Source organism: Fictibacillus sp. UD (genome assembly GCF_043558025.1).
Taxonomy (GTDB): Bacteria; Bacillota; Bacilli; order Bacillales; family Fictibacillaceae; genus Fictibacillus.
In genome coordinates this window covers 64,229-84,495 of sequence record NZ_JARUHH010000003.1, presented here as the reverse complement: position 1 = coordinate 84,495, position 20,267 = coordinate 64,229, and the positions used below count along the sequence as shown (strand labels likewise).

Sequence of the window (20,267 nt, the reverse complement as noted above, 5' to 3'; positions counted from 1 at the left end):
TGAACAAAAAGATTTAAAAGCTACAATCCTTTAGTAAACAACCTTGTATAGAAAATATTTTTAGCCCTATCAGATCATATTTCTGATAGGGCTTTTATTAAGCTAAAATTGGCTTTACTATAACTGCATATCAAATTCCTTCAATAAATCTTTGAAAGCAGGTCGTTCATTTCCATCTCTGCCTATAACATGTGTAGCTGTGATCAATGAATTCAACACAGCTTCTTCAACCGCTTCCCCAACTGCTCGAAATGCAATATCCATATCCTCTTCATGAATTGTTGGAATCGTTAAACAGTCAGCGGATTTATCATGTGGTATTTTAGTAGCGGTAGAAAAACCAATAACCACTTCCCCGCTTCCATGGGTTATGATTGAGCCTGTTCTGGACAAACCTGCTACAGATCTTTTTATTATTCGGTTAAGCTGCCGTTCAGAAACAGGAAGATCCGTTGCCACAATAACCATCACTGAGCCCTTATCTTTTTCTTCCCACGACTTAAGAAGAGCCTCTTTCAATTCCAGACCGATAGCTCGTCCCTTTATCATCAGATCACTCAGAATACCAAAATTAGAAAGCACAAGTATACCGATTGTATAATCTCCATGATCTAATGGTATACGCCTTGATGACGTACCGATTCCACCTTTTAAAGAATAACAAAGCATACCTGTTCCAGCACCAACACTGCCTTCTAAAAACTCAGTTGAAGCATTTTGCAAAGCTTGAAATACATGTTCTTTTTTTACGTGTTGTCCTCTAATATCATTCAGCAGCATGTCATTACATTCTCCAACAATTGGGTTCACGGTACCCGTTGTTCTGCCAATCTCAGGGTTGTTCTCTAGCATATATTGAAAGAGTGCGTCAGCGGCTGTACCGATACTTAACGTATTCGTTAGTATAATAGGTGTTTCAAGCACACCCAGTTCTTCCATTTGAATGGTTCCCATCGTTTTCCCAAAACCATTAATAACATGGCTGGAAGCAATTAGTTTTTCTTTAAACGTATTTCCTTGGTGTGGCACGATTGCTGTTACACCTGTCTGCATATTGCCTTTACTTAACGTTACATGTCCGACAGTCACCCCCTCAACATCAGTTATTGAGTTCAAGGTCCCTACTTCCATACGTCCAATCCCTATTCCATAGTCTCGTAATCTCTTTTGTTTATTCATATGACAGTTCACTCTCTTCATATTATCTGTAAACAGCTTACACTTAGTTCTAAAAATTTGCATACAAAAAGCCCAATTTCAATGAATTGGACTTTTGTTATCTTTCATCTTGTTTGTTTATTGCTCCCCGTTTGTAAGTTTAAGAACTTTTAATCCTGTTCCCATATCTGAAGCATAGACATAGTTACCTGCTACATCAACACCCCAGATGTTTGACTTTTCAGGGATATATTTACCGAGTTCTACGGGATTGCTAGGGTCTGTGATATCAACTGAGCGGACTCCACCGCCATAATGAGAAAGATACAGCGTATTGCCATGAACTTTCGGATCATGAACAGTGTTTGCAAACGTCACTCCATATTGAACATCGTCTACAAGCTCTGTTTTAAACTCACTTAATAGTTTAGGGTTCGTCTTGTCCTTAATATCAAAAATACGTGTATACCCATAAGATTGTTCATAGCCTGCTTTTGTTGGATTATACACTTCACGCGTTTCGATCAACACATTTCCGCCTTTTGCAAGAGCAGCAGAGTGAGCCGATCCTTGCTGTGTTGCACTAAATGTAGTTCTTCCTAAATAAGTTGGGTTTTCTGGATTCTCCAAATCAAGTACGATTGTACCTAGGTCCCAGAAAGACAGATAAGCTGTTTTACCGTTTACATCAGCCATCGTACTGTGGTTGAATACAGCACGCTGCTTGCCATTCGAATCTGTCCAGTTATAGCCGTCAAAATCCTCAGGCACTTCTGGTAAGTCACGTGGATCAAACTGATAAATCGTTTGTGGTGAAGCTGGATTGCTCACATCAACCATTTGGAAGTCCTTTTGCTCACCATGTGTATAATAATCAGCGTATGGATTTGCAGTCAGAACATACGGTTTCCCACCCTGCTCGGTCAAATACAGTTCATGTGTTCCTGTAACACGTTTATCAAGCTCCCAGAAGCCAAGTTTTTTCGGCTGGTATGGATTCGTTACGTCATATAAAAGAAAACCTCCAACAGAGTCTTCTGCTTTACGATTAAGTTGCTGAACGGAAACAACGGCTAAGTCACCTTTAAAGTGTTTCGTGTTCACACGTTTCACAATTACTTTTTCTTGCCATGTACCTGGAATATCGTCTGCGAAAGCTGCTACTTCTTTAGGATTTGATGGATCCTTAACATCCCAAACACGAACTCCGCCTTCACCACCGCTTTTCGTATGTGTTCCTGTATAGGCGAAACCATTATGTACATAAACGTCAGCTGTGTTATTCTGTTTGCCGTCTTTTTCTTTGATTTGAACAGCTGCTACTTCCCTCCAGTTAAAACTTTGAGATCCTTCGATCGTTGATTCAATGGCTTCATAACCAGGACCCGTTCCCTTTTCAATAATATCCGATCCTAATTCATCATGAGCTAAAACAAATGAACCAATACTTCCAATACTTAAAGCCGTTGCAAGACTAAAACTTAATACAAATTTTCTGTTCATATGTACCTCCCAGTGATTTTAGTTCGCTACTGAATTAAATTATCACAAAATTCAGCAAATCAACCTAGAGCCAAAGGAAGGATTTAACAATTTATGTTTTTTAGTATTTTTAAGTAGAAAGTTGCATCTCAACGTTTCAGAGGATGCTTAAAGAACTAGATTATTTAAAGATAATAGTTGCTAGGTATATGGCAATACCCCAAATAATGATTGCTGATCCTTTATTAATTAGACTTAAGATGGTTCCACCAGTGTCTATTCTCCCAATGGTTCTTCCAGCTAATGCCAATCCTATAAACCAGATCCATGAAACTGCGACACAAGATAGTGTGAACATTAGCCTTTCAGATCCTGAATAGGCGAGTGAACTCGTACCTATCACACCAATGGTATCTAAAATAGCGTGCGGATTTAAAAGGGATACAGTTGCGGCGAAAATGACTTGCTGTTTCGGCTGCATACTAGATTGAGAGGTTTCCGGGTTCGTTTTGCTAGACCAAATCGACCACCCCATATACAATAAAAAGAAAATACCAATAACCATGAATAACAATTTCAGCGTGCTAAAAGCAGTAATAATAGCGGATATCCCTGTTACAGCTAACACAATTAATAGGGTGTCACAAACCCCAGCAGTTACTACAGCAGGAAGACTTCTCCAGAATGATGGTTGTTGAGCACCTTGGTTAAAAACGAAAACATTTTGTACGCCTAATGGCAAGATTAGTCCAAAAGCTAAAAGAATGCCATGAATTAGAGCATGAGACAATTGAAAATCAACTCCTTTTGAAGTGGAGGTAGTTAGATGTATACGAGTGAAATACGAAAGAAAAATCATGACCGAAAAAATGTGAATACGACACTAAGCCATTCACTGTACTCAGAAATCAAGGCTTTAGCAAAAAAACTGGATAAGCCAGCAAATGAACTTATTGAAGAAGGCATGGTCCATGTGTTGAATCAGTACAAGAAAACCAAAAAGTGAAGTTTGAAGCGCACAGGATGTATTCTGTGCGTTTTTTTATGTATTCGTTTAAATGATAAGTCTAGAAAAACATAAATCCTTATATCCTATATTAGAGTACAGTCTTAAATTCAATTTATTTGGATAAAAAGAATAATAATTGATAAATAATGCTGGTTATTGGAAGTGATCTACTTGAACACTTATATAGATGTTGTGGTACGTACCATTGTTGCTTTTATCGCCCTATATGTGGCAGCCAGAGTACTAGGCAAACATACTGTCTCCAGAATGACGATCTTTGACTTTATCGCAGTTGTAACACTTGGGTCAGTTACAGCAAACCTCTCATTTGCGCTTGAAATCAAAGCTCGCTATATCTTTTTTAGTTTGTTTATTTTTGTTGTCTTGATCTACCTTTCTGCTTTTCTTTCATTAAAAAGTAAAAGAGCTCGAAAATTTGTAGCTGGTGATCCAACTGTCGTGATAGAAAATGGCAAGATATTAGAACACAACATGAAAAAAATGCGCTATACACTCGATTATTTGAATCAACAACTTAGGCAAAAAGATATCTTTTCTGTTGATGAAGTGGATTATGCTCTTGTTGAAAACAACGGGCTGCTATCGGTTAAGAAAAAAGAGCAGCACCTTAACGTTACACGTAAAGACTTAAATATGTACAAGCCTGAAGTTAAGCTCCCGATAGAGTTAATCATGGATGGTGAGATCTTACTTAATAATTTAAAAGAAAACAACATTTCTAAGGGTTGGCTGCATACAGAACTCACCAAGCGCAGCCTCTCAACCCAAAATGTTGTTTATGCGTTATTAACTAGCAACGATAAACTTTATATAGATACACATAATGATCAGCTTAAGTCCCCTTTGGATGTGGAATAAAAGCAGAAAAAAAACCTTGTAGGATTTACAAGGTTTCAAGACCTTTTTGACATATCAATTATTCTGATTGGGTTTCCTGAATCGTCACTGAAAATTGCATATCGACCTGGAGGGATATCGCATGGTTCTTTGACAAAAGAAAGCGTTTGATTATTTTCATTAAAATATTTATCAACACTATCAACTAAAAAAACGCTACCTGGCCCGTATACATGTTCCCCATTATCATCTTCGAGTAAGATTTGAGTATCCGCATTTGTCTTAAAAGCTACTGTATGATCTCCTTCTCTCCAAGCTTCTTCCATCCCTAACACATCACGGTAAAAAATCACGGCTTTCTTCATATCTTTTACTGGTTGAGAATGAAAAACTAATTTCATGTGACAACGCTCCTTATTCCATTTTTTAGAACATAAACGATTTATGTAAATCGTAAATCATTTACGTTAATGTGTCAACATGATATAATCTAATCATGAAGTCGAATATTCCAATTCCAGGTACAGTTAGAGAGAAAATATTAAACCAAGCGGTACAAGAGTTTGGTATGCACGGCTATGAAGGAGTAAATGTTCAACAACTTGCTAAGTCTATAGGCGTAACAACTGGAGCTCTTTATCATCATTTCGGTAATAAGATAGAACTGTATAAAGTTGTACGCGAAGAGATTGAAAGAAGAATAACAAGCAGAATGGAAGGTGCAGCAGAAGTTCATGACGATTCATTAACGTCACTTAAATCGGCAATGCTGGTAGGTTTTAATGCTGCTGTAAAACTAAATGTGTGCACACTACTAAGTGAGCCCGATTATAGCTCTAATCGAGACCTAGTAGCCATCCTGTTCAAAGAAATTTTAGGAGAGAACTTAGTAGAAGGAGTAGAAGTTCTTCTTTCTTCCGTGTGGCGGTCTGCCTTAAAAAATGTATCTCAAGGTATGTCACCCGAAGATGCAAAAAAAGCGTTAAATTGGTTTAGCGAGAAGATGATCTAGATTAATAATCACGGTTAACTTTCCAATTTCCATTTATGCTATATATCCTAATTACCTTATACAAAAAAGAGACTTATCTAAAGTCTCTTTTTAAGTTTACATAATATTATTATGATATCCTACTTCCAGTTTTCGTTAATGAACGTGTCCCTACCAGATGTTTCACGTTCTTCTTTATAAGCTTTAGGGTTCTTTTTGTAAAAGTCCTGATGATACTCTTCTGCTTCATAAAACTCACTAGCTGGCAAAATCTCCGTTACGATCGGCTTTTTGAAGCGGCCGCTTTCTTCTATTTCCTTACGTGATTTCTCTGCTAGTTTCTTTTGTTCCTCTGTATGATAAAAGATCGCCGTACGGTACTGACTTCCACGATCAATAAACTGACCTTCATCATCTGTCGGATCAATTTGCGGCCAGTACATATCTAATAATTTTTGATATGGGAAAAGCTCTGGATCGAATGTAATTTGTACGGCTTCGCGGTGCCCGGTATTACCCGTTTTAATTTGTTCGTAAGATGGGTTTTCAATTTGGCCACCTGTATATCCAGATACAATACTATGAATCCCAGGCAGTTCATCAAATGGTTTAACCATGCACCAGAAACAACCGCCAGCAAATGTCGCAAGTTCTTTATTGCTCAAAATCCATTCCTCCTATGACAAAACTTCATTGTTAAAGTGATTTTAACGTGATTTTATAAAAAATAACAGTGATTCAACTTCCCTGTTCATAGGATAACCATTTCTGTACATACACTGTAATCACTATGTGGAAAAGTGCGGTGATGGTTATGGATTTCACAAAACTTGAAAACGAAATATATAGACGGTGTAATGATCTGCTTTCTCTTCAAAAACCGGATGGAACTTGGCGTTTTTGCTTTGAAAACTCCGTGATTACGGATGCTTATATGCTCATCCTGTTAAGAACGATAGAATATAGAAACGAAAAATTGATTAGAGAAATCACAGATCGGATACTTTCCCAACAATCTCCAGATGGTTTATGGCGTGTCTATCCTGATGAGGAACCTGCGAATTTGTCTGCAACCATACAAGCCTATACGGCACTTCTTTATTCACAGCAGTATAGCGCAAATAATGATAAGCTCATTGCCGCGAAGGATTTTATTAAAGTTAATGGCGGCTTGAAAAAAGCCGATCTCCTGACAAAAGTCTTTCTCGCAATGAACGGATTGTACGAATGGCCAGATTTACCACTTGATCCAGCCATTCTATTTTCTCTTCCACTCAATTCTCCAATAAATCGATATGATATTAGCAGCTATGCCAGGGCTCATTTTGCACCTGTACTGTTGATGGTTGAAGAAAAGAAAAAGGTTAGATCCAAATTTACACCTGACCTATCGGATCTCATTGAAGAAGGAGACGAAGGTGCTCACATGCAGGATTGGGTGAACTTATTTTCTGTGTTAAACATTAGAGACTCTTATCTTCAATTGAAGAAAGAGAACATTTTGTCTTATATCCAAAACCATATTGAACCTGACGGAACTCTGCTAAGCTATAGTTTAACGACCATTTTTATGATTTATGGTCTCCTTTCCTCAGGTTTTAAACGCTCTTCAAAAGTTATCCAAAACGCTCTCACCGGCTTGTTAAACATGTTTTGTGAAGTAGATGGAAATCTGCACTTGCAAAACTCTCCTTCCACAACTTGGGACACGTCACTCATTTTATACACGCTGCTTGAAGCGGGTGTACCCATGACAGATACAAGAGTTATAAAGGGTTCACAATTTTTGTTATCACAGCAGCAAACAAAGTATGGGGATTGGACTGTTCATAATCCGGATGCTGCACCTGGTGGCTGGGGTTTCTCAGTAGGCAACACACAACACCCTGATATTGATGATACACAAGCTGCGCTTCGGACGATCACACGGTTTCAACCAACTCATTCCCTTTATCAATCAAGTTATGATCGCGGACTTGCCTGGCTTTTATCGATGCAGAACGATGATGGCGGATGGGCAGCATTCGAGAAGAACACGAATCGTTATTTAATTGGCAGTCTGCCGATTAAGCATGCCAAAGATGCTTTGATTGATCCTTCCACTCCAGACATAACGGGAAGAACGCTGGAGTTTTTAGGGAAATTTCATAGGTTAAATCAAGATCACGCCTCTATAAAAAAAGGAGTGAACTGGCTTTTTGCAAACCAAGAACAGGATGGTTCCTGGTATGGCCGCTGGGGTGTTTGTTATGTTTGCGGAACGTGGGCCGCAGTTACGGGTCTGATGGCTTGTGGCGTAAATTCAGAGACCAAAAAAATACAAAAAGCAAAGCAATGGTTATTCAATGTACAAAATGAAGATGGCGGTTGGGGAGAATCATGTGCTAGTGACAATCAAAGAAAATATGTAAAGTTAAATGCAAGTACACCCTCCCAAACCGCATGGGCGCTTAATGCACTAACGGCAATCCATAGACAGCCTACTCTTGAGATGGAGAAGGCAGTTAATTGGCTGTTGATACAAAACAAAAAGGCCAGCTATCCAACAGGATCTGGCTTACCAGGCGCATTTTATGTTCATTACCACAGTTACGATCATATTTGGCCGTTACTAGCACTTGCTCATTATTATAAAACCTATTATTCTGTTTGATTTTCTCTTTTTTGCTCCTTTTTTATATCTTTTTTTCGAAGTATACCAATACCTAAAACCAGGAGTAAAATAAGGTATAACGTAAACCACCATAACGTCCAATTCTGTCCGACAAAATCCGTAAATTCCATAGAATTGGGGTGAAGGTGATTACTCATCGCCCATATTAATAATCCTGCAGGAAGTAAAAAAGGATGGTAGGAAGAAAACTTGGATATATGCTGTAATCCTTTTAAAGCAGTGAATAGACAAACAATGATTTTAACGAGTATGCCAAAAATCCACACAACTCCTATAATAACTTCTACCCTTTCAAAAATATTAATGACTGAAATGTCTCTCATTAATTCATAAGTTGGGTAGCTTTGCCGTTTAACCATATATGCTCCTTCTACACCTACAGCTGCAAATACCGTAATGATTAAAGCAATGCCTCCAATTAAAAAGCCAGAAAGATAATTCTTTGCTAGTTTTTCTTTGTTTTTCACATAGGTAAGCATACTTCCCATCAAAATAATTTCGATAAAAGGAAAACCCGTTGTCGTATATGCGCCTTGTGAAATCTTCAATAGTCCTTGCTCAAAAACAGGCTGTATATGAGAAAATCTGAATTGATTCAACGTAATCGCTAAAGAACCGATGAAAAACAAAATCATGAATGGTGTTAAAAATTCATTTACCCGACCGATATTATTTAATCCATAAAAACAAGAATAAATAGCCAACAAGAGAATCATGAACTGAAAGGTCCATGGACTTGATTCTGGGATAACGTTTGAAATCATAAAATTACTTAGATTTCTAACAACATAGGAAGCTAAATGAAGAGCATAGAAGATAATGATAATATTTAACAGAGTTCCAACGATCTTCCCTCCAGCTACTTCGGTTAAACGAAAGATAGAACGAAACCCGTAGCGTTTAAGGATAAGGATCCAGATTATATTTAACAACAACCCGATTACAACCGCCAAAATCATTGAAAGCCAAGCATCCTGAGCTGAGAAAAAGGCTGTTAAGTTTGGAGCCATTAATAAAGAACTTCCCATTATGAAACTGATTACGATTAAAACTAGCTGCCAGCGGTTAATGGTATGGTTCATGCTTAACCTCCAAACATCATCTTATATACGGGTGTATACAGAGCATTAATCCATTTTGAAAAAGGAAGCAGCTGTTTATTTGATAGGAAACTGGCCAAATAAACCATCGAGAAGATCCAAAATGTGGTAAGCGTTATATGATACGATTTATTTTTGTTCATGGATGGTTTCCACCCTCGCTCCTACTGATTCAAGTTTTATGGAAACATTCGTTTGAAGTTCTACATTCGCGAATTCTTCTTTCCAATTCCCTTTGTATTTCTCCCAAACGTTAGGGTATTTATTATAAAACAACTTCCCAAATCCAAAGATATCCGTCTTTTTTTCCTGTGCTTCTTTTACTGTGCTCACAATGTGACTAGATAATTCTTCATTAATTCTTTTTTCCATTAAAAGAAGACTCTTTGGATCACCAACATCCACCGCACATGTTACTTCTTGTAAGTTCGCTTTCCCCTTAACATTTACCACATATTTTAATTGACCATCAACATAATTAACCTTTGTTTTGGCATCAACGTTTTTCACCATAAAACCTACGTTTCCTTTTTTACTATCACATTTGTGACTCATAATAAAAATATCTTTCACTCTTTGATTTATAATCGACCATCCTCTCGTTTGGTCGTTATTAAGCCAAGTCACCATTTTATCCTTATTAAATACGGCCAAGCCTGAAATCCGGTAGGTCTTATCATTGGCATCTATATTCTCTAAATTGGAGGTATCATCTTGATTTCCACTAAATTTCACGATTTCTACACCTTGAATAACAGGATCGCGAAACTCTCCATAACGCCAGCGAACTATGTCTTTTTCTTTAATGCCTTCTGAGATTCCAGTAGATGTGGCGGCTAATCTCACTCTGTTTTTTAAGGACTCACCCGGATTTTTGAAGATTGGTGTATACAGCGAAAGTATATCTTTTGCGGTAGAATTCTTTGCCACAAACATGATGATATTATCCCTTACTTCATGGTTCCGCTCCATAAAATCAAAGATAGGTGCGATTCCTTTCTTCCTTGCATACTTTTCACCAATAATGACACTTGTAATATGTGAAAAAAGTAATCTTCTCGGTAAAATATTTCTTCCTTTTTCGACTGCGTCATAAATTGTTTCTCCTGCAACCGTATAGGTGTAAACGGATCCTCCAGAACCTCCTATCGGTCCTCCACCTTGTCCACCTGCAGTTCCTCCAGCATTTACTACTTGAAAATGAACAATCGTTTTATTCTTTTTATAATCAATACCTATAGAAGAAACAATTAAAAGTTCATTGAGTTCAACTCTTCCAGCGCATCCTGAAATCAACAGAGATAATGAGATTATTATAACGAAAACGTTCCATCTCCTCATGATTTGTTAACCCGTTTTCTATGCAGTTTGGTTTGAGTCCACCATAAAGGAAGGCGGAGCAGGCTGTCCTTTTGTTTTCCCGATTGAAAAGGAGCTAACGGTGTAAAATAAGGTTTCCCCATGGACGTCAATGAACACAAATGAATGAGCAGACCCAGCATAAAAAAGATCATCCCGAAGATACCTGTCGTTGCTGCTAATATCATTAAGACGAAACGAAGCAAACGAGCAGCACCACTAAAAGCATAATATGGGGATACGAAACTTGATATCGCTGTCAATGATACGACAATTACAATCGCTGGTGAAACAAGACCTGCAGCTACAGCAGATTCACCAATTACGATAGCTCCTACGATAGATACCGCCGATCCAATGGGTCGTGGCATTCGTATTCCCGCTTCACGCAGAATTTCAAAGATCGTCTCCATAACAAGTGCCTCTACAAAAGCAGGAAAAGGTACTCCCTCTCTTTGTGCAGCCAGACTGACAAGAAGATTTGTAGGAATCAATTCGTGATGAAATGTAGTGACCGCAATATATGTCGCAGGAAGTGCTAACGATATCATGAATGAAAGTACGCGAATAAAACGAATAAAGCTTGATAGATCAAAATGGTGGTAATAATCTTCAGCTGCTTGAAAAAAGGAGATAAATGTGGTTGGTGTTATAAGTACAAATGGTGTTCCCTCAAACATAATCACAACGTTTCCTTCTGTTAATGCAGCCGCAGCAACATCTGGTCGTTCTGTGGATTGGAAGGTAGGAAAAGGTGAATAACCATTTTCGTCAATTAACTCTTCAAGCATTCCACTTTCAAAAATTTTATCTGTATTCAAATTCGTTACTCGCTTGATCACTTCTTGTAAAACTTCTTGATCGACCTGACTTTCTAGATATGAAACTAAAATCGTTGTTTTCGTGATCTTTCCCACTTCAAAAGGCTTAAATCGTAATGTTGGATTAGATATTCTTCTTCTAAGCAACGTTGTATTCGTTTGAAGTGTTTCAATAAATCCTTCACGCGGGCCTCGGACCATCGTTTGTGCTTCCGGCTCTTCTACTCCCCGTGTCTCCCATGTTTCGAGTGGAATAGAATATGCTTGATTCACACCATCAACAAAAATAATCGCTTGGCCTTTTAACACCGGAGTAACGATCAAGTTGAAATGATCGCATGTGCTTATCACAGCAGATACTTCTGTTTGGTGGACAAGATCTATCGGCTGTAGTGTTGTATCTTTTAGTTGCCAGCTTTTAATTGGTTCAATGATAGAGAGCTCAAGCTGCTGTTTGTTGATTAATCCCTCGATATAGCAAATAGCAAACGGGATTGGCAGCTCCATAAATTGAACGATTTTTACATCAATGCTGTCTCCTAATATGTTCTCTATCTCTATTAAATTCGTTTTAAGATCAGAGGATACGAGAAGGTGTTCATATTTTTCAGTTTCCGATGATTCTGTATAATGCCGTTTTCTTTTGAAAAATTGCTGACTCATCTCTACCCCTCCTTCTTCCTAAATGATGTTCTCAGCTTTTGTAATTAAATGAGGTTTTATACAGCAAGATACGGTTTAACCGCATGAAAAAGCACCTGTCTAAAATGGACAGGTGCTTAATTTTGAAACTAGGCCAATACATCATTTTTTAATTGAATTTCTTTTAACTTTTGCCGTTGCTCATCTGGCCACCATGCTCCGCAATCATCTGAAACAACACATACGGCACATTTTTTAAGATCATAGACCATCATGCCACTGATAGGTGGAGAATAGAGGTGCAGTGTAACTAAATCGCTTTCCTCTTCAGCTTTCATTTTATGAACACCTTTTTTAGGTGCGTAAAATAAATCCCCTTTTGTATGGACCTTTGCAAATAACTCTGAAGGCAAACCGTTTTCATTGACTTCATAAACGGTGTTCAGAGAAGAGCCATTCAGAACTTTGATCCACCCTTGGGAATTACCATGATTATGTGGCGCACATTCAACCTGAGACCAATTCATCACTAACAATTCCACTTCTTCATTCTGATACAGGAGCTTTCTAAAGTATGGTTTTCCTTTTGAGGATTTCAGATTCGATCTTATATCCTTTAACCCAATGTCTAGAGAAATAAGTGCCTCTCTAAGTTCTTTTTTTGAAGGATTGTTTAATGCATCCAACACGTTCATTGTCTTATGAAGCGTTTCCATTTCAACCAACTCCTTTAGGCCATTTCCTCTAAAGTCAGTAAAACGACATACAAAACTACTTTCATATGTATGAACGCAGACTTGTCTCTTATGTAAGACTACTTTAAAACAACCTTGTAAGGGACTGATAATTTAATTTATCCTGCTGCAGCTTTGTTAAACTATTATCAAGATGTTGAAGAAGTAACGTTTGCAGATTTTCTCTTTCTCCACTTTCAATGTGTTTAATCATTTTCTCATGTTCTAGGATATCTAGCTCTTCATCATCACTATCTCCATTAAAGACATCATAAAGTACCATATAAATTGTGATCTGACTCAAAATTTTCTCCATAAATTCAATTAAATAGCTGTTGCCACTTGCTTTTGCGAGTACAAAATGAAAAGCATTGTTTTTCTCTTGATAAGGAACGATGTTTCGTTCATAATAAGCATTTCTCATTTCAATAAGGAGCTGTTTGAGTTGCTGGACTTCACCCTCTCCAATATTGGAGAATCCTTTCTGAATCGCCATTTCCTCAAGGACTTTTCTCATCTCAAATGCCTGGATCATTTCTTCGATCGTTGGCTGCACGATGAATGCTCCCTTATTAGGAATAACATTCACTAGCCCTTCTGATTCCAGCTTCATGATTGCGCTTCGAATTGGGGTCCTGCTTGCATTAACCTTCTCTGCTATGGCACTTTCAAACAACTGATTACCAGGGGCAATTTGCCGATGCAAAATTGCGTTTTTTATTAAATGATAAACCTTTTGTTCTACGGTTTCTTTACGCATTTTTTATTAACCTGCCTATACGTTCTTTTAACCTATTTTAACATAGAGAATATGTGTTACAAATATTTATTGAACAATATTGTAGAACAATCTTGTTCAAAGGATTTTCCTATGATATATTATCCTACGTATTCAGGTAGAACGGAGTGAAAATATGAACCATACAGGAAAAGAGATTACATTAATCATTATAGGATCCCTGTTTTTTGCACTTGGCGTAAATTGGTTTGCCATCCCTAACGAATTGGGTGAAGGCGGCGTTACAGGTATTTCAATGACCCTTTATTATTTATTAGGTTGGTCACCAGGTCTGACTAACTTCATCATGAACGGCTTACTTTTAGCCATTGGTTATAAAGTTCTAAATAAAAGAGTAACTTGGTATACGATGATTGCCATATTCTTTACCTCTCTCTTTATGCATCTAACAGAGGGTATGGGTAACCCTGTAGACATTATGCTTGGAACTGTTTTTGCAGGTGTTTTCATCGGGATTGGATTAGGACTAGTGCTGCGTTCAGGCGGTACAACAGGAGGCTCAACCATTGTTGCCCGGATGCTGAATCAGCATTTCGGCTGGGGTGTTAGTACATCTATGTTTGTTTTTGATATTCTTGTCGTAATTGGATCTTCGTTTGTAATAGGGATTGAAAATACGATGTACACTGGAATATCCATTTATATTAGTACAAAAATTCTTGATTACTTGATTGATGGTTTCGATACGAGAAAAGCTGTCACGATTATTTCTGAAAGCACGGTAGAAATTGCTCAAAAAGTAAGCGATGAGATGGATCGCGGAGTTACCATTATTAATGCAAAAGGCCATTACTCAAATGAAGCAAAAGATATACTTTATGTAGTAATCAATAAACAAGAGCTGTTTTTGTTAAAGAAAATGATCCAACGAGTTGATGAAAAAGCATTTGTCGTTGTCCACGATGTAAGAGATGTGTTTGGGGAAGGATTTACATTTCCTAAGACGTAAGATGAACTTGAAGAAAAGATGAATACATGATATGAAAAGAAGTTAAAGGGTCGATTCATTTATTGAATCGACCCTTTTGCTATGCTGCAAATGCATACTTACTGATTATGAGGTCCTTCGACCTCTACCCTGTCAAGGTAGTAATAGTTCAAGGGTAACTTATCTAGATAGTCATATACGTTGATATAGCAAGGTTTAAAACAATTTTCCTTTTCTCTTATTTGCTATTATATCGTCCAGCACCGCTAAACTGCAACATTATTTATACGACACCATGTCACGTATGGAAGTCACCTTTAGTCCAAAAGTAATCAAATCTATTTTACAAATACCAATTCTAAATTCCTTTAGATAGTTAACATTTTCTGTTTCGGATTTGGAACCAATCAAATAGTATGAAATAGAAAATACTTATACCGCCCTGTATTTCCCGGCCTTCATTAGCAATAAGTAGTAACTCATGCAAATAAATATGTTCTAATCTTACTTGTTTTCAATTTGGCAACCAAGTAAAGTGATTATAGTATTAGGACGTCTGCTTAACTCGAACTTCATATTCTTCAAAGTAATCCATTAGAAATATTATTTCTTTTCCCATATCTGAAAAGATTCTCTCTAAATTCATTAAGGTTAAATTTTGATTTTTTTAGATAGACTTTTTCAATACTTTCCAAGTCTCCTGCCACATGTATAATACCACTATTTAAGTAATTTTCCAACTTGATAATCGAAATTAATAAATTAGTAGGGAAGAATTGAAAATACTTTTCCTTAATTTCACTAATATCTTCAAGAGACCTGTCCTTAAACATTTTTCCAAATTCTAGATAATCTCTTCCTTCCATACCATGTACTTCCTGATATTTTGTTATCAGAAAGTCTACTCCAATATACTTTGTAATATTATTTACTGTTTCTTCTAATTCTTTTTTTAGGTTTTTCCTTTCCTTTCTAACAACTTGATTTATGGCTTTATTACTATTAAGAATAGTAAATGTTTCTCTGTCAAAACACTTAAATTTTACCACTGTTTGCAGTAACACTCCTTGTCTTAGTTCATAATCATAGTCTTTGTCTTTATCTTTGTCTTTATCTTCATCATCATATTCATCATCATTCTCGGTTTTCAAATCTTTACCATGCTTCTCCCTTGGAGGGATTTTTGTGATATGCCATATATATCTTTTAGCAATGGTTTGAATAACATCGTTGTACTCCTCACCAAAAATCATATAAGCTTCCTTTTTTTTCTTGTTGTTTCCCTTTTTTCTAATAAGTTAGCCAATAAGTATGTAGTGATTAATATACTAATTGCATCAGCAAAGAAGTTTGGTAATAGAGAGGTCCAAAAACTGTCCTGATTGTGTACTCCATATTTATACTGGATAACAATAATTATTGTTAATATTATAAATCCCCAATACCAAATCTTCTTATCTTCATTTTCTAACCCCAAAAACCATTTAAATAACTTCAATCCTTCCCCTTTACAGAAAACTCTGTTCTGTGCTACTTCCTATTTCAATTCTCTTTCGGAAGACATGTCAATGTCCAACATCAATTTGCCTAACTTAGGTATAATTAAAACTGAAATAATTGGGAGTGATGAGGTTGATTTTGCCACCAAATCACCCCCAAAATAAATAATCCACCTGCACCAGGTTGAGATTAATTGACTAGATTTTATATGTATTCTAAGGTTTTAATTTCACTTTCAAGTTCATTTATAAAATCATCACTTTCCAAATGGCGGCAAAAGTTATATCCCCAGGAAGAAGGTAAATAATTAATCGGATTACCATCTAAATTCATTGCTCCTAATTTCAAAAGTCCATATGCTCTTAATTTTTCAAAGATACCTTCTAGAGATAGCTCACCAAATGGTCCTAGACCTATATTCAAAGCGACGCTTGCCTTATTGTACTTTGTTTTATCATGATAAATTTTATAAAGATACCTTATTTCATCTATTGTCAATGCTTTCAGTGTAGATAAATACATATTCTTTTGTATTTTTAAATGGTCTTTTTCAATAAGTACTATTAGACTTTCTATATAGTATTTAATTTTTGCAATTTCAGTGTCTTCTCCTATAGCTTCTAAGAAATCTATAGTTAATTCCCCGTACTTTTCTTTCTCTTTAATTGTAGTTACTTTATGTTCAAGTCTTTGCGCTCTTATTTGTATTTGCTTAATTGCTTCATCAAAATTTTGTTGTACACGTTTTTGTTTTATTGCTGAATAGATACCGTATCCTCCAGGTATTAAACTTGCAGTCGCTTCTCCAGCTAAGTCTAATAAGAAACTTGAACCCACACTAGCCGTTTCTAAAAGTAAATCATAATCTTGACTTTTTTTCTTATTCATTTTATTCAACTCACTTTTTTAAGATGAAATTTCTTTTAGTCTCTTGTTAGCCATGAACTTCGAAAAAGCAGCTATTCAATTTTATGGAGCTACCTATGTGCACGACAATTTTCTTTAAAACTACTATTCCAGCACTGCTGCATATGACTCTACTTTTAAGTATTTTTTTGTTACATCTTTAAATTCATCGTAATGCTAATTCGTTCATTAAGTGCCTCAGTAAATTATCAAGGTAAGTCTTTTTCAATTGTTCATTGAGACCATCTATATTTATTGGAATAAACATATCCTCAACATTTTATTAATTTGATTCCATAAACAATTTTAGCGACAGACTCACTATTGATAATTAACCTTTCTAAACCTTTCTTGATCCAGGACTTTGAGAAATCATCGTTTCCAGCCTTACTATGCCAATCGTTTATAAATTCAGCCCCGACCATGCACAGGCATTTGGAATACTTAAAGACAGGATAGTATTCAGGATAATGTTCATCTTTATGGCTAACGTATCTCTTAACTCCGTTGACTAAAAGCAGCCAATGTACGTGACTTGTTTCCTTTTTAAATATCGCTCTTGTACATCCTAATTTTTCTAGTCCTTCTTTCTCCTTTTATTCCGTTTTCTACTGGCCTCAACCAGTCTTCATAACTTTCTCTATTATTTTAAAATTTTATTAGCCTCTTTTTTAAATTCTTCATAATTTGAAATGTAGAAATTCCTTTTTCCCATTATAACCTCTACTCTCTTGCCTAAATATTTGAATATGAATTAAGCAATTTAATGAGTAATAATTTTATTGCTCTAAACTCCTTATGCTTATCTGAGCAACTGTACCGGAATTAATTATCGAGTCACTAGGGTACAGCTTTCTTAGTAAGAAGTAAATTGCATCTTCAACCAATTGTACATAGTCAACAGCTTTCTCATAGGTTATATGTGCTTCTTTTGGTCGATGAATAAGTTTATTTCTAGTTGTAGCTCCGTCTCCTAATTTATTAGATTTAGGATATTTTTCTCCAATGTAATGTTCTAATACTTTACCATATAAAGTACCTAAAGGAGGTGATGGGAGCTCTAAAAGAATAAATTCCATATCAGGTTTTAAGCGTATCAAAAATTCCTTTATAGCAAGTTCAGCCGCAATAGTTGCTTCAATCCACATATGTCTTGGTACTTCATCTTTACGTGCTCTTTGGAGATGTTTTAATGCAACAAAAGGTTCTATTTTAGAGTCAATATACTCTTGGATAATTATAGAGGTTTCTTGTGTTAAAACTCTTGGCATTGTACTGGGACCCATTTGTAACATTGATTTGGTAGGTATCTCATACCAATTTGAATTATCGATTGAGATTTTATTTGAGCTCACTCTTAATAGTTCTTCAGTTATCCAATCATTATTTAATGAATACTTTAATAAATTTATTAAATAAAAAGCATTTTGACGCATTTGATCCAAGTAACTGTCAACCACTTTTTTAAAATCATCGCTCATCTTGTCCAAGTCACTATCAGTTATTACATCTTCAATACTAAATACCACATTTACTTTTAAATTAGAGTCAGATACGTTAATTTCACATTTACCTTCAAACGGCAAATTAAAACTATATTCCTCACCCTCATTCATATGAATAGAACCCATAATAGAATATTGCTGTTGCAAGAAAATATCCAAGATTTAACTCTCCCAACTTTTTATAATTTCTAAAAAATTCCATACAAATTATATAATAAAATCATTATTAAGAGAAATACTAAAGTTTTTTTGCTACTAAAGAATTTATAAATTTTTAATCAGAATGAAATATTGCATAAAACTGCCCTTTAGTACAAGAGAAACCTCAGCAGACAGTAGCCGAGGTTTAATTAATTTTTATCTTTTTCCAAAGTAACTCCTCTTTTAGATGTGTTTACGAGTCTACTATGAAATGGGTTTCACCTTCTAGAACCAAACCTGCTCCTTTAGTTGAAGAAGAAAAATGATAATATAAATCCCCTATCGAATCTTTGTATTCTGTTTCATTTACGAAACCTTGATTTAAGGGACCAAAAAATTATAATATGTGAAATTTTTAAGAGGTGTATATATGTGGATATAAATGAACTATTTGATATAGAGATAATTATAGAAAATAGCCTCGAGAATATGTTAGATGCAGCTATAAAATCTATATTTTAGTTTTAAATAACAAAGAAATCAATGAACTTGGTGAACAAAATGTGAACATCTGAGTTCCAACGATAAAATGAAAGAGGAAACCCGCAACAATAAAAAACCACACCCCTTTGTTTTTAAAGTGTTTGTGGCATTTTAGGATTGATGATGATCAGAGAGGGATTACCCCTGATCCCTACCCTTTCAAAGGTAGTTCTATTTCCCTAAATCACATTATCCTTTTCGAATTAATTATTAGTTGAACCTGAAACATTCCCCAACCTCTCCACAATCCTTCTTTTCTGATAAAGCATCGTCCCCGTTTCAGCAAGATCACTGATCATTGAACGGTTCGCAAATGCCCCGAAGATGATTCCAGCCACTGGCACCATTTGAAACAGCTTTTTCCAGCCAAAAGACTCGGTAAACGTTAACGTTACTTCTCTCCACCCTTGAATTTGAGAAATGACTTCTCGAGACTTTTGATCGTCTTTTTCACTTATCGCAGAAAGTTCATTTAAGATTGCCTCTTTGCCAACATAATCTGACGTTGAGAATTGCAGACATTTTAAAATGTACACTCTTTCTTGTTTATCTTTTGGATCGTATCCGTGAATAATCGCAATTTCCTGAAGTGTTTTTAATGAAATAGCCAGGATAGCGGGAATATCTATGGCAAGCGTAAAGATCCCACCTATACCTGTGCTTGCCCCTTGAAGAGTTGCTGCACCTTTTCTTTTGTCTGCCAGTTCTAATGAAACTTTTTTCATTTCTTCAACTGGAACGTCTTGAAGATCTGATAACTCGTTTATCGGACGCCCTGTTTTCTTTTCAATAAACTGAAATACTGATTTCTCGTTTGATAGATATTGCCCACCATTTTGAATATAGCCACCAATTTCATCAAGAAGTGTACCAATTTTGTTTTGAATAAATTTTGGTGTCACTTTATCAATCAGCTTAAATGGCAAGCGTGTGATACGCTCCCAAAACCAAAGACCTTTTTGATCCTTTTCCCACTTCTCAATTTCTTTTAGTTCACGTAACAAATATTCTCTTGATTCCACGTCATATCATCCATTCTTTATTTTCCATACTTCTATATACGGTTTTCTTTTACCATAAGTTTCATTTCATAGAAAAAACCGCCTAGGAATACACC

General features: G+C 36.1%; 20 protein-coding genes. 5 read left to right on the top strand and 15 right to left on the bottom strand.

Annotated features, from left to right (window positions below; translation table 11 throughout):
- Positions 1-117: 117 nt before the first annotated feature.
- From P8610_RS06730 to P8610_RS06720, 3 genes are all read right to left on the bottom strand, one after another.
- Entirely contained in the window at positions 118-1,179 is a 1,062-nt protein-coding gene (locus P8610_RS06730; protein ID WP_394603681.1) for a P1 family peptidase, read from the bottom strand.
- Positions 1,180-1,296: 117 nt separating this feature from the next.
- Positions 1,297-2,661 carry an LVIVD repeat-containing protein gene (locus P8610_RS06725; protein ID WP_394603680.1) on the bottom strand — a complete coding sequence of 455 codons (1,365 nt, stop codon included), beginning with the start codon at positions 2,659-2,661 and terminating at the stop codon, positions 1,297-1,299.
- Positions 2,662-2,821: 160 nt separating this feature from the next.
- Positions 2,822-3,430, bottom strand: coding sequence for a LysE/ArgO family amino acid transporter (locus P8610_RS06720; protein ID WP_394603679.1), 609 nt, complete (start codon positions 3,428-3,430; stop codon positions 2,822-2,824).
- A 36-nt stretch (positions 3,431-3,466) separates the two neighbouring features.
- Here P8610_RS06720 and P8610_RS06715 point away from each other — a divergent pair, with 36 nt between their 5' ends.
- Both P8610_RS06715 and P8610_RS06710 read left to right on the top strand, forming a co-directional pair.
- Positions 3,467-3,646 carry a hypothetical protein gene (locus tag P8610_RS06715; RefSeq protein ID WP_289495397.1) on the top strand — a complete coding sequence of 60 codons (180 nt, stop codon included), beginning with the start codon at positions 3,467-3,469 and terminating at the stop codon, positions 3,644-3,646.
- Between the two features lie 174 nt (positions 3,647-3,820).
- The gene (locus P8610_RS06710; protein WP_394603678.1) at positions 3,821-4,528 is read left to right on the top strand and encodes a DUF421 domain-containing protein; all 708 of its coding nucleotides are present in this window, start codon (positions 3,821-3,823) and stop codon (positions 4,526-4,528) included.
- A gap of 35 nt (positions 4,529-4,563) precedes the next feature.
- On the opposite strand, the gene P8610_RS06705 is transcribed toward P8610_RS06710, so the two are convergent.
- Entirely contained in the window at positions 4,564-4,908 is a 345-nt protein-coding gene (locus tag P8610_RS06705; RefSeq protein ID WP_289495395.1) for a VOC family protein, read from the bottom strand.
- Positions 4,909-5,003: 95 nt separating this feature from the next.
- On the opposite strand from P8610_RS06705, the gene P8610_RS06700 reads away from it, so the two are divergent.
- Positions 5,004-5,519, top strand: a complete 516-nt coding sequence (locus tag P8610_RS06700) for a TetR/AcrR family transcriptional regulator (protein ID WP_394603677.1) — start codon at positions 5,004-5,006, stop codon at positions 5,517-5,519.
- 119 nt (positions 5,520-5,638) lie between these two features.
- Here P8610_RS06700 and msrA read toward each other — a convergent pair whose 3' ends face one another.
- A complete protein-coding gene (gene msrA, locus P8610_RS06695; protein WP_394603675.1) occupies positions 5,639-6,163 on the bottom strand; it encodes a peptide-methionine (S)-S-oxide reductase MsrA in 525 nt (174 codons plus the stop codon).
- A 149-nt stretch (positions 6,164-6,312) separates the two neighbouring features.
- On the opposite strand from msrA, the gene P8610_RS06690 reads away from it, so the two are divergent.
- Positions 6,313-8,151 carry a terpene cyclase/mutase family protein gene (locus tag P8610_RS06690; protein ID WP_394603674.1) on the top strand — a complete coding sequence of 613 codons (1,839 nt, stop codon included), beginning with the start codon at positions 6,313-6,315 and terminating at the stop codon, positions 8,149-8,151.
- Here the strand turns inward: P8610_RS06690 and P8610_RS06685 are convergent.
- The 6 genes from P8610_RS06685 to P8610_RS06660 all read right to left on the bottom strand — a co-directional run bounded on the left by P8610_RS06685 (position 8,139) and on the right by P8610_RS06660 (position 13,588).
- Positions 8,139-9,254, bottom strand: coding sequence for a GerAB/ArcD/ProY family transporter (locus tag P8610_RS06685; protein ID WP_394603673.1), 1,116 nt, complete (start codon positions 9,252-9,254; stop codon positions 8,139-8,141). The genes P8610_RS06690 and P8610_RS06685 overlap by 13 nt on opposite strands.
- A gap of 2 nt (positions 9,255-9,256) precedes the next feature.
- The gene (locus tag P8610_RS06680) at positions 9,257-9,415 is read right to left on the bottom strand and encodes a hypothetical protein (RefSeq protein ID WP_394603672.1); all 159 of its coding nucleotides are present in this window, start codon (positions 9,413-9,415) and stop codon (positions 9,257-9,259) included.
- A complete protein-coding gene (locus P8610_RS06675; RefSeq protein ID WP_394603671.1) occupies positions 9,402-10,613 on the bottom strand; it encodes a Ger(x)C family spore germination protein in 1,212 nt (403 codons plus the stop codon). Before P8610_RS06675 ends, P8610_RS06680 begins: the two co-directional genes overlap by 14 nt.
- Complete coding sequence (locus P8610_RS06670; RefSeq protein ID WP_394603670.1) at positions 10,610-12,115, bottom strand: spore germination protein; 1,506 nt, start codon at positions 12,113-12,115, stop codon at positions 10,610-10,612. Before P8610_RS06670 ends, P8610_RS06675 begins: the two co-directional genes overlap by 4 nt.
- A 128-nt stretch (positions 12,116-12,243) precedes the next feature.
- Positions 12,244-12,810: a cysteine dioxygenase gene (locus tag P8610_RS06665; RefSeq protein WP_394603669.1), complete on the bottom strand. Its 567-nt coding sequence runs from the start codon at positions 12,808-12,810 to the stop codon at positions 12,244-12,246.
- Positions 12,811-12,913: 103 nt separating this feature from the next.
- The gene (locus P8610_RS06660; protein WP_394603668.1) at positions 12,914-13,588 is read right to left on the bottom strand and encodes a GntR family transcriptional regulator; all 675 of its coding nucleotides are present in this window, start codon (positions 13,586-13,588) and stop codon (positions 12,914-12,916) included.
- 154 nt (positions 13,589-13,742) lie between these two features.
- Here P8610_RS06660 and P8610_RS06655 point away from each other — a divergent pair, with 154 nt between their 5' ends.
- Positions 13,743-14,576 carry a YitT family protein gene (locus tag P8610_RS06655; RefSeq protein WP_289495389.1) on the top strand — a complete coding sequence of 278 codons (834 nt, stop codon included), beginning with the start codon at positions 13,743-13,745 and terminating at the stop codon, positions 14,574-14,576.
- Between the two features lie 560 nt (positions 14,577-15,136).
- On the opposite strand, the gene P8610_RS06650 is transcribed toward P8610_RS06655, so the two are convergent.
- From P8610_RS06650 to P8610_RS06635, 4 genes are all read right to left on the bottom strand, one after another.
- Positions 15,137-15,808: a hypothetical protein gene (locus P8610_RS06650; RefSeq protein WP_394603667.1), complete on the bottom strand. Its 672-nt coding sequence runs from the start codon at positions 15,806-15,808 to the stop codon at positions 15,137-15,139.
- A gap of 451 nt (positions 15,809-16,259) precedes the next feature.
- Positions 16,260-16,943 carry a hypothetical protein gene (locus P8610_RS06645; RefSeq protein WP_394603666.1) on the bottom strand — a complete coding sequence of 228 codons (684 nt, stop codon included), beginning with the start codon at positions 16,941-16,943 and terminating at the stop codon, positions 16,260-16,262.
- A 797-nt stretch (positions 16,944-17,740) separates the two neighbouring features.
- On the bottom strand, positions 17,741-18,625 hold the full coding sequence (locus tag P8610_RS06640; RefSeq protein WP_394603665.1) for a hypothetical protein: 885 nt from the start codon (positions 18,623-18,625) through the stop codon (positions 17,741-17,743).
- A gap of 728 nt (positions 18,626-19,353) precedes the next feature.
- The gene (locus tag P8610_RS06635) at positions 19,354-20,172 is read right to left on the bottom strand and encodes an EcsC family protein (protein WP_394603664.1); all 819 of its coding nucleotides are present in this window, start codon (positions 20,170-20,172) and stop codon (positions 19,354-19,356) included.
- Positions 20,173-20,267 lie beyond the last annotated feature (95 nt).

Coding starts and splice junctions, on each gene's coding strand:
- P8610_RS06730 (WP_394603681.1), bottom strand. CDS start 1,179: ATGAATAAACAAAAGAGATTACGAGACTATGGAATAGGGATTGGACGT.
- P8610_RS06725 (WP_394603680.1), bottom strand. CDS start 2,661: ATGAACAGAAAATTTGTATTAAGTTTTAGTCTTGCAACGGCTTTAAGT.
- P8610_RS06715 (WP_289495397.1), top strand. CDS start 3,467: ATGTATACGAGTGAAATACGAAAGAAAAATCATGACCGAAAAAATGTG.
- P8610_RS06705 (WP_289495395.1), bottom strand. CDS start 4,908: ATGAAATTAGTTTTTCATTCTCAACCAGTAAAAGATATGAAGAAAGCC.
- P8610_RS06700 (WP_394603677.1), top strand. CDS start 5,004: ATGAAGTCGAATATTCCAATTCCAGGTACAGTTAGAGAGAAAATATTA.
- P8610_RS06690 (WP_394603674.1), top strand. CDS start 6,313: ATGGATTTCACAAAACTTGAAAACGAAATATATAGACGGTGTAATGAT.
- P8610_RS06685 (WP_394603673.1), bottom strand. CDS start 9,254: ATGAACCATACCATTAACCGCTGGCAGCTAGTTTTAATCGTAATCAGT.
- P8610_RS06680 (WP_394603672.1), bottom strand. CDS start 9,415: ATGAACAAAAATAAATCGTATCATATAACGCTTACCACATTTTGGATC.
- P8610_RS06675 (WP_394603671.1), bottom strand. CDS start 10,613: ATGAGGAGATGGAACGTTTTCGTTATAATAATCTCATTATCTCTGTTG.
- P8610_RS06670 (WP_394603670.1), bottom strand. CDS start 12,115: ATGAGTCAGCAATTTTTCAAAAGAAAACGGCATTATACAGAATCATCG.
- P8610_RS06665 (WP_394603669.1), bottom strand. CDS start 12,810: ATGGAAACGCTTCATAAGACAATGAACGTGTTGGATGCATTAAACAAT.
- P8610_RS06660 (WP_394603668.1), bottom strand. CDS start 13,588: ATGCGTAAAGAAACCGTAGAACAAAAGGTTTATCATTTAATAAAAAAC.
- P8610_RS06655 (WP_289495389.1), top strand. CDS start 13,743: ATGAACCATACAGGAAAAGAGATTACATTAATCATTATAGGATCCCTG.
- P8610_RS06650 (WP_394603667.1), bottom strand. CDS start 15,808: ATGATTTTTGGTGAGGAGTACAACGATGTTATTCAAACCATTGCTAAA.
- P8610_RS06645 (WP_394603666.1), bottom strand. CDS start 16,943: ATGAATAAGAAAAAAAGTCAAGATTATGATTTACTTTTAGAAACGGCT.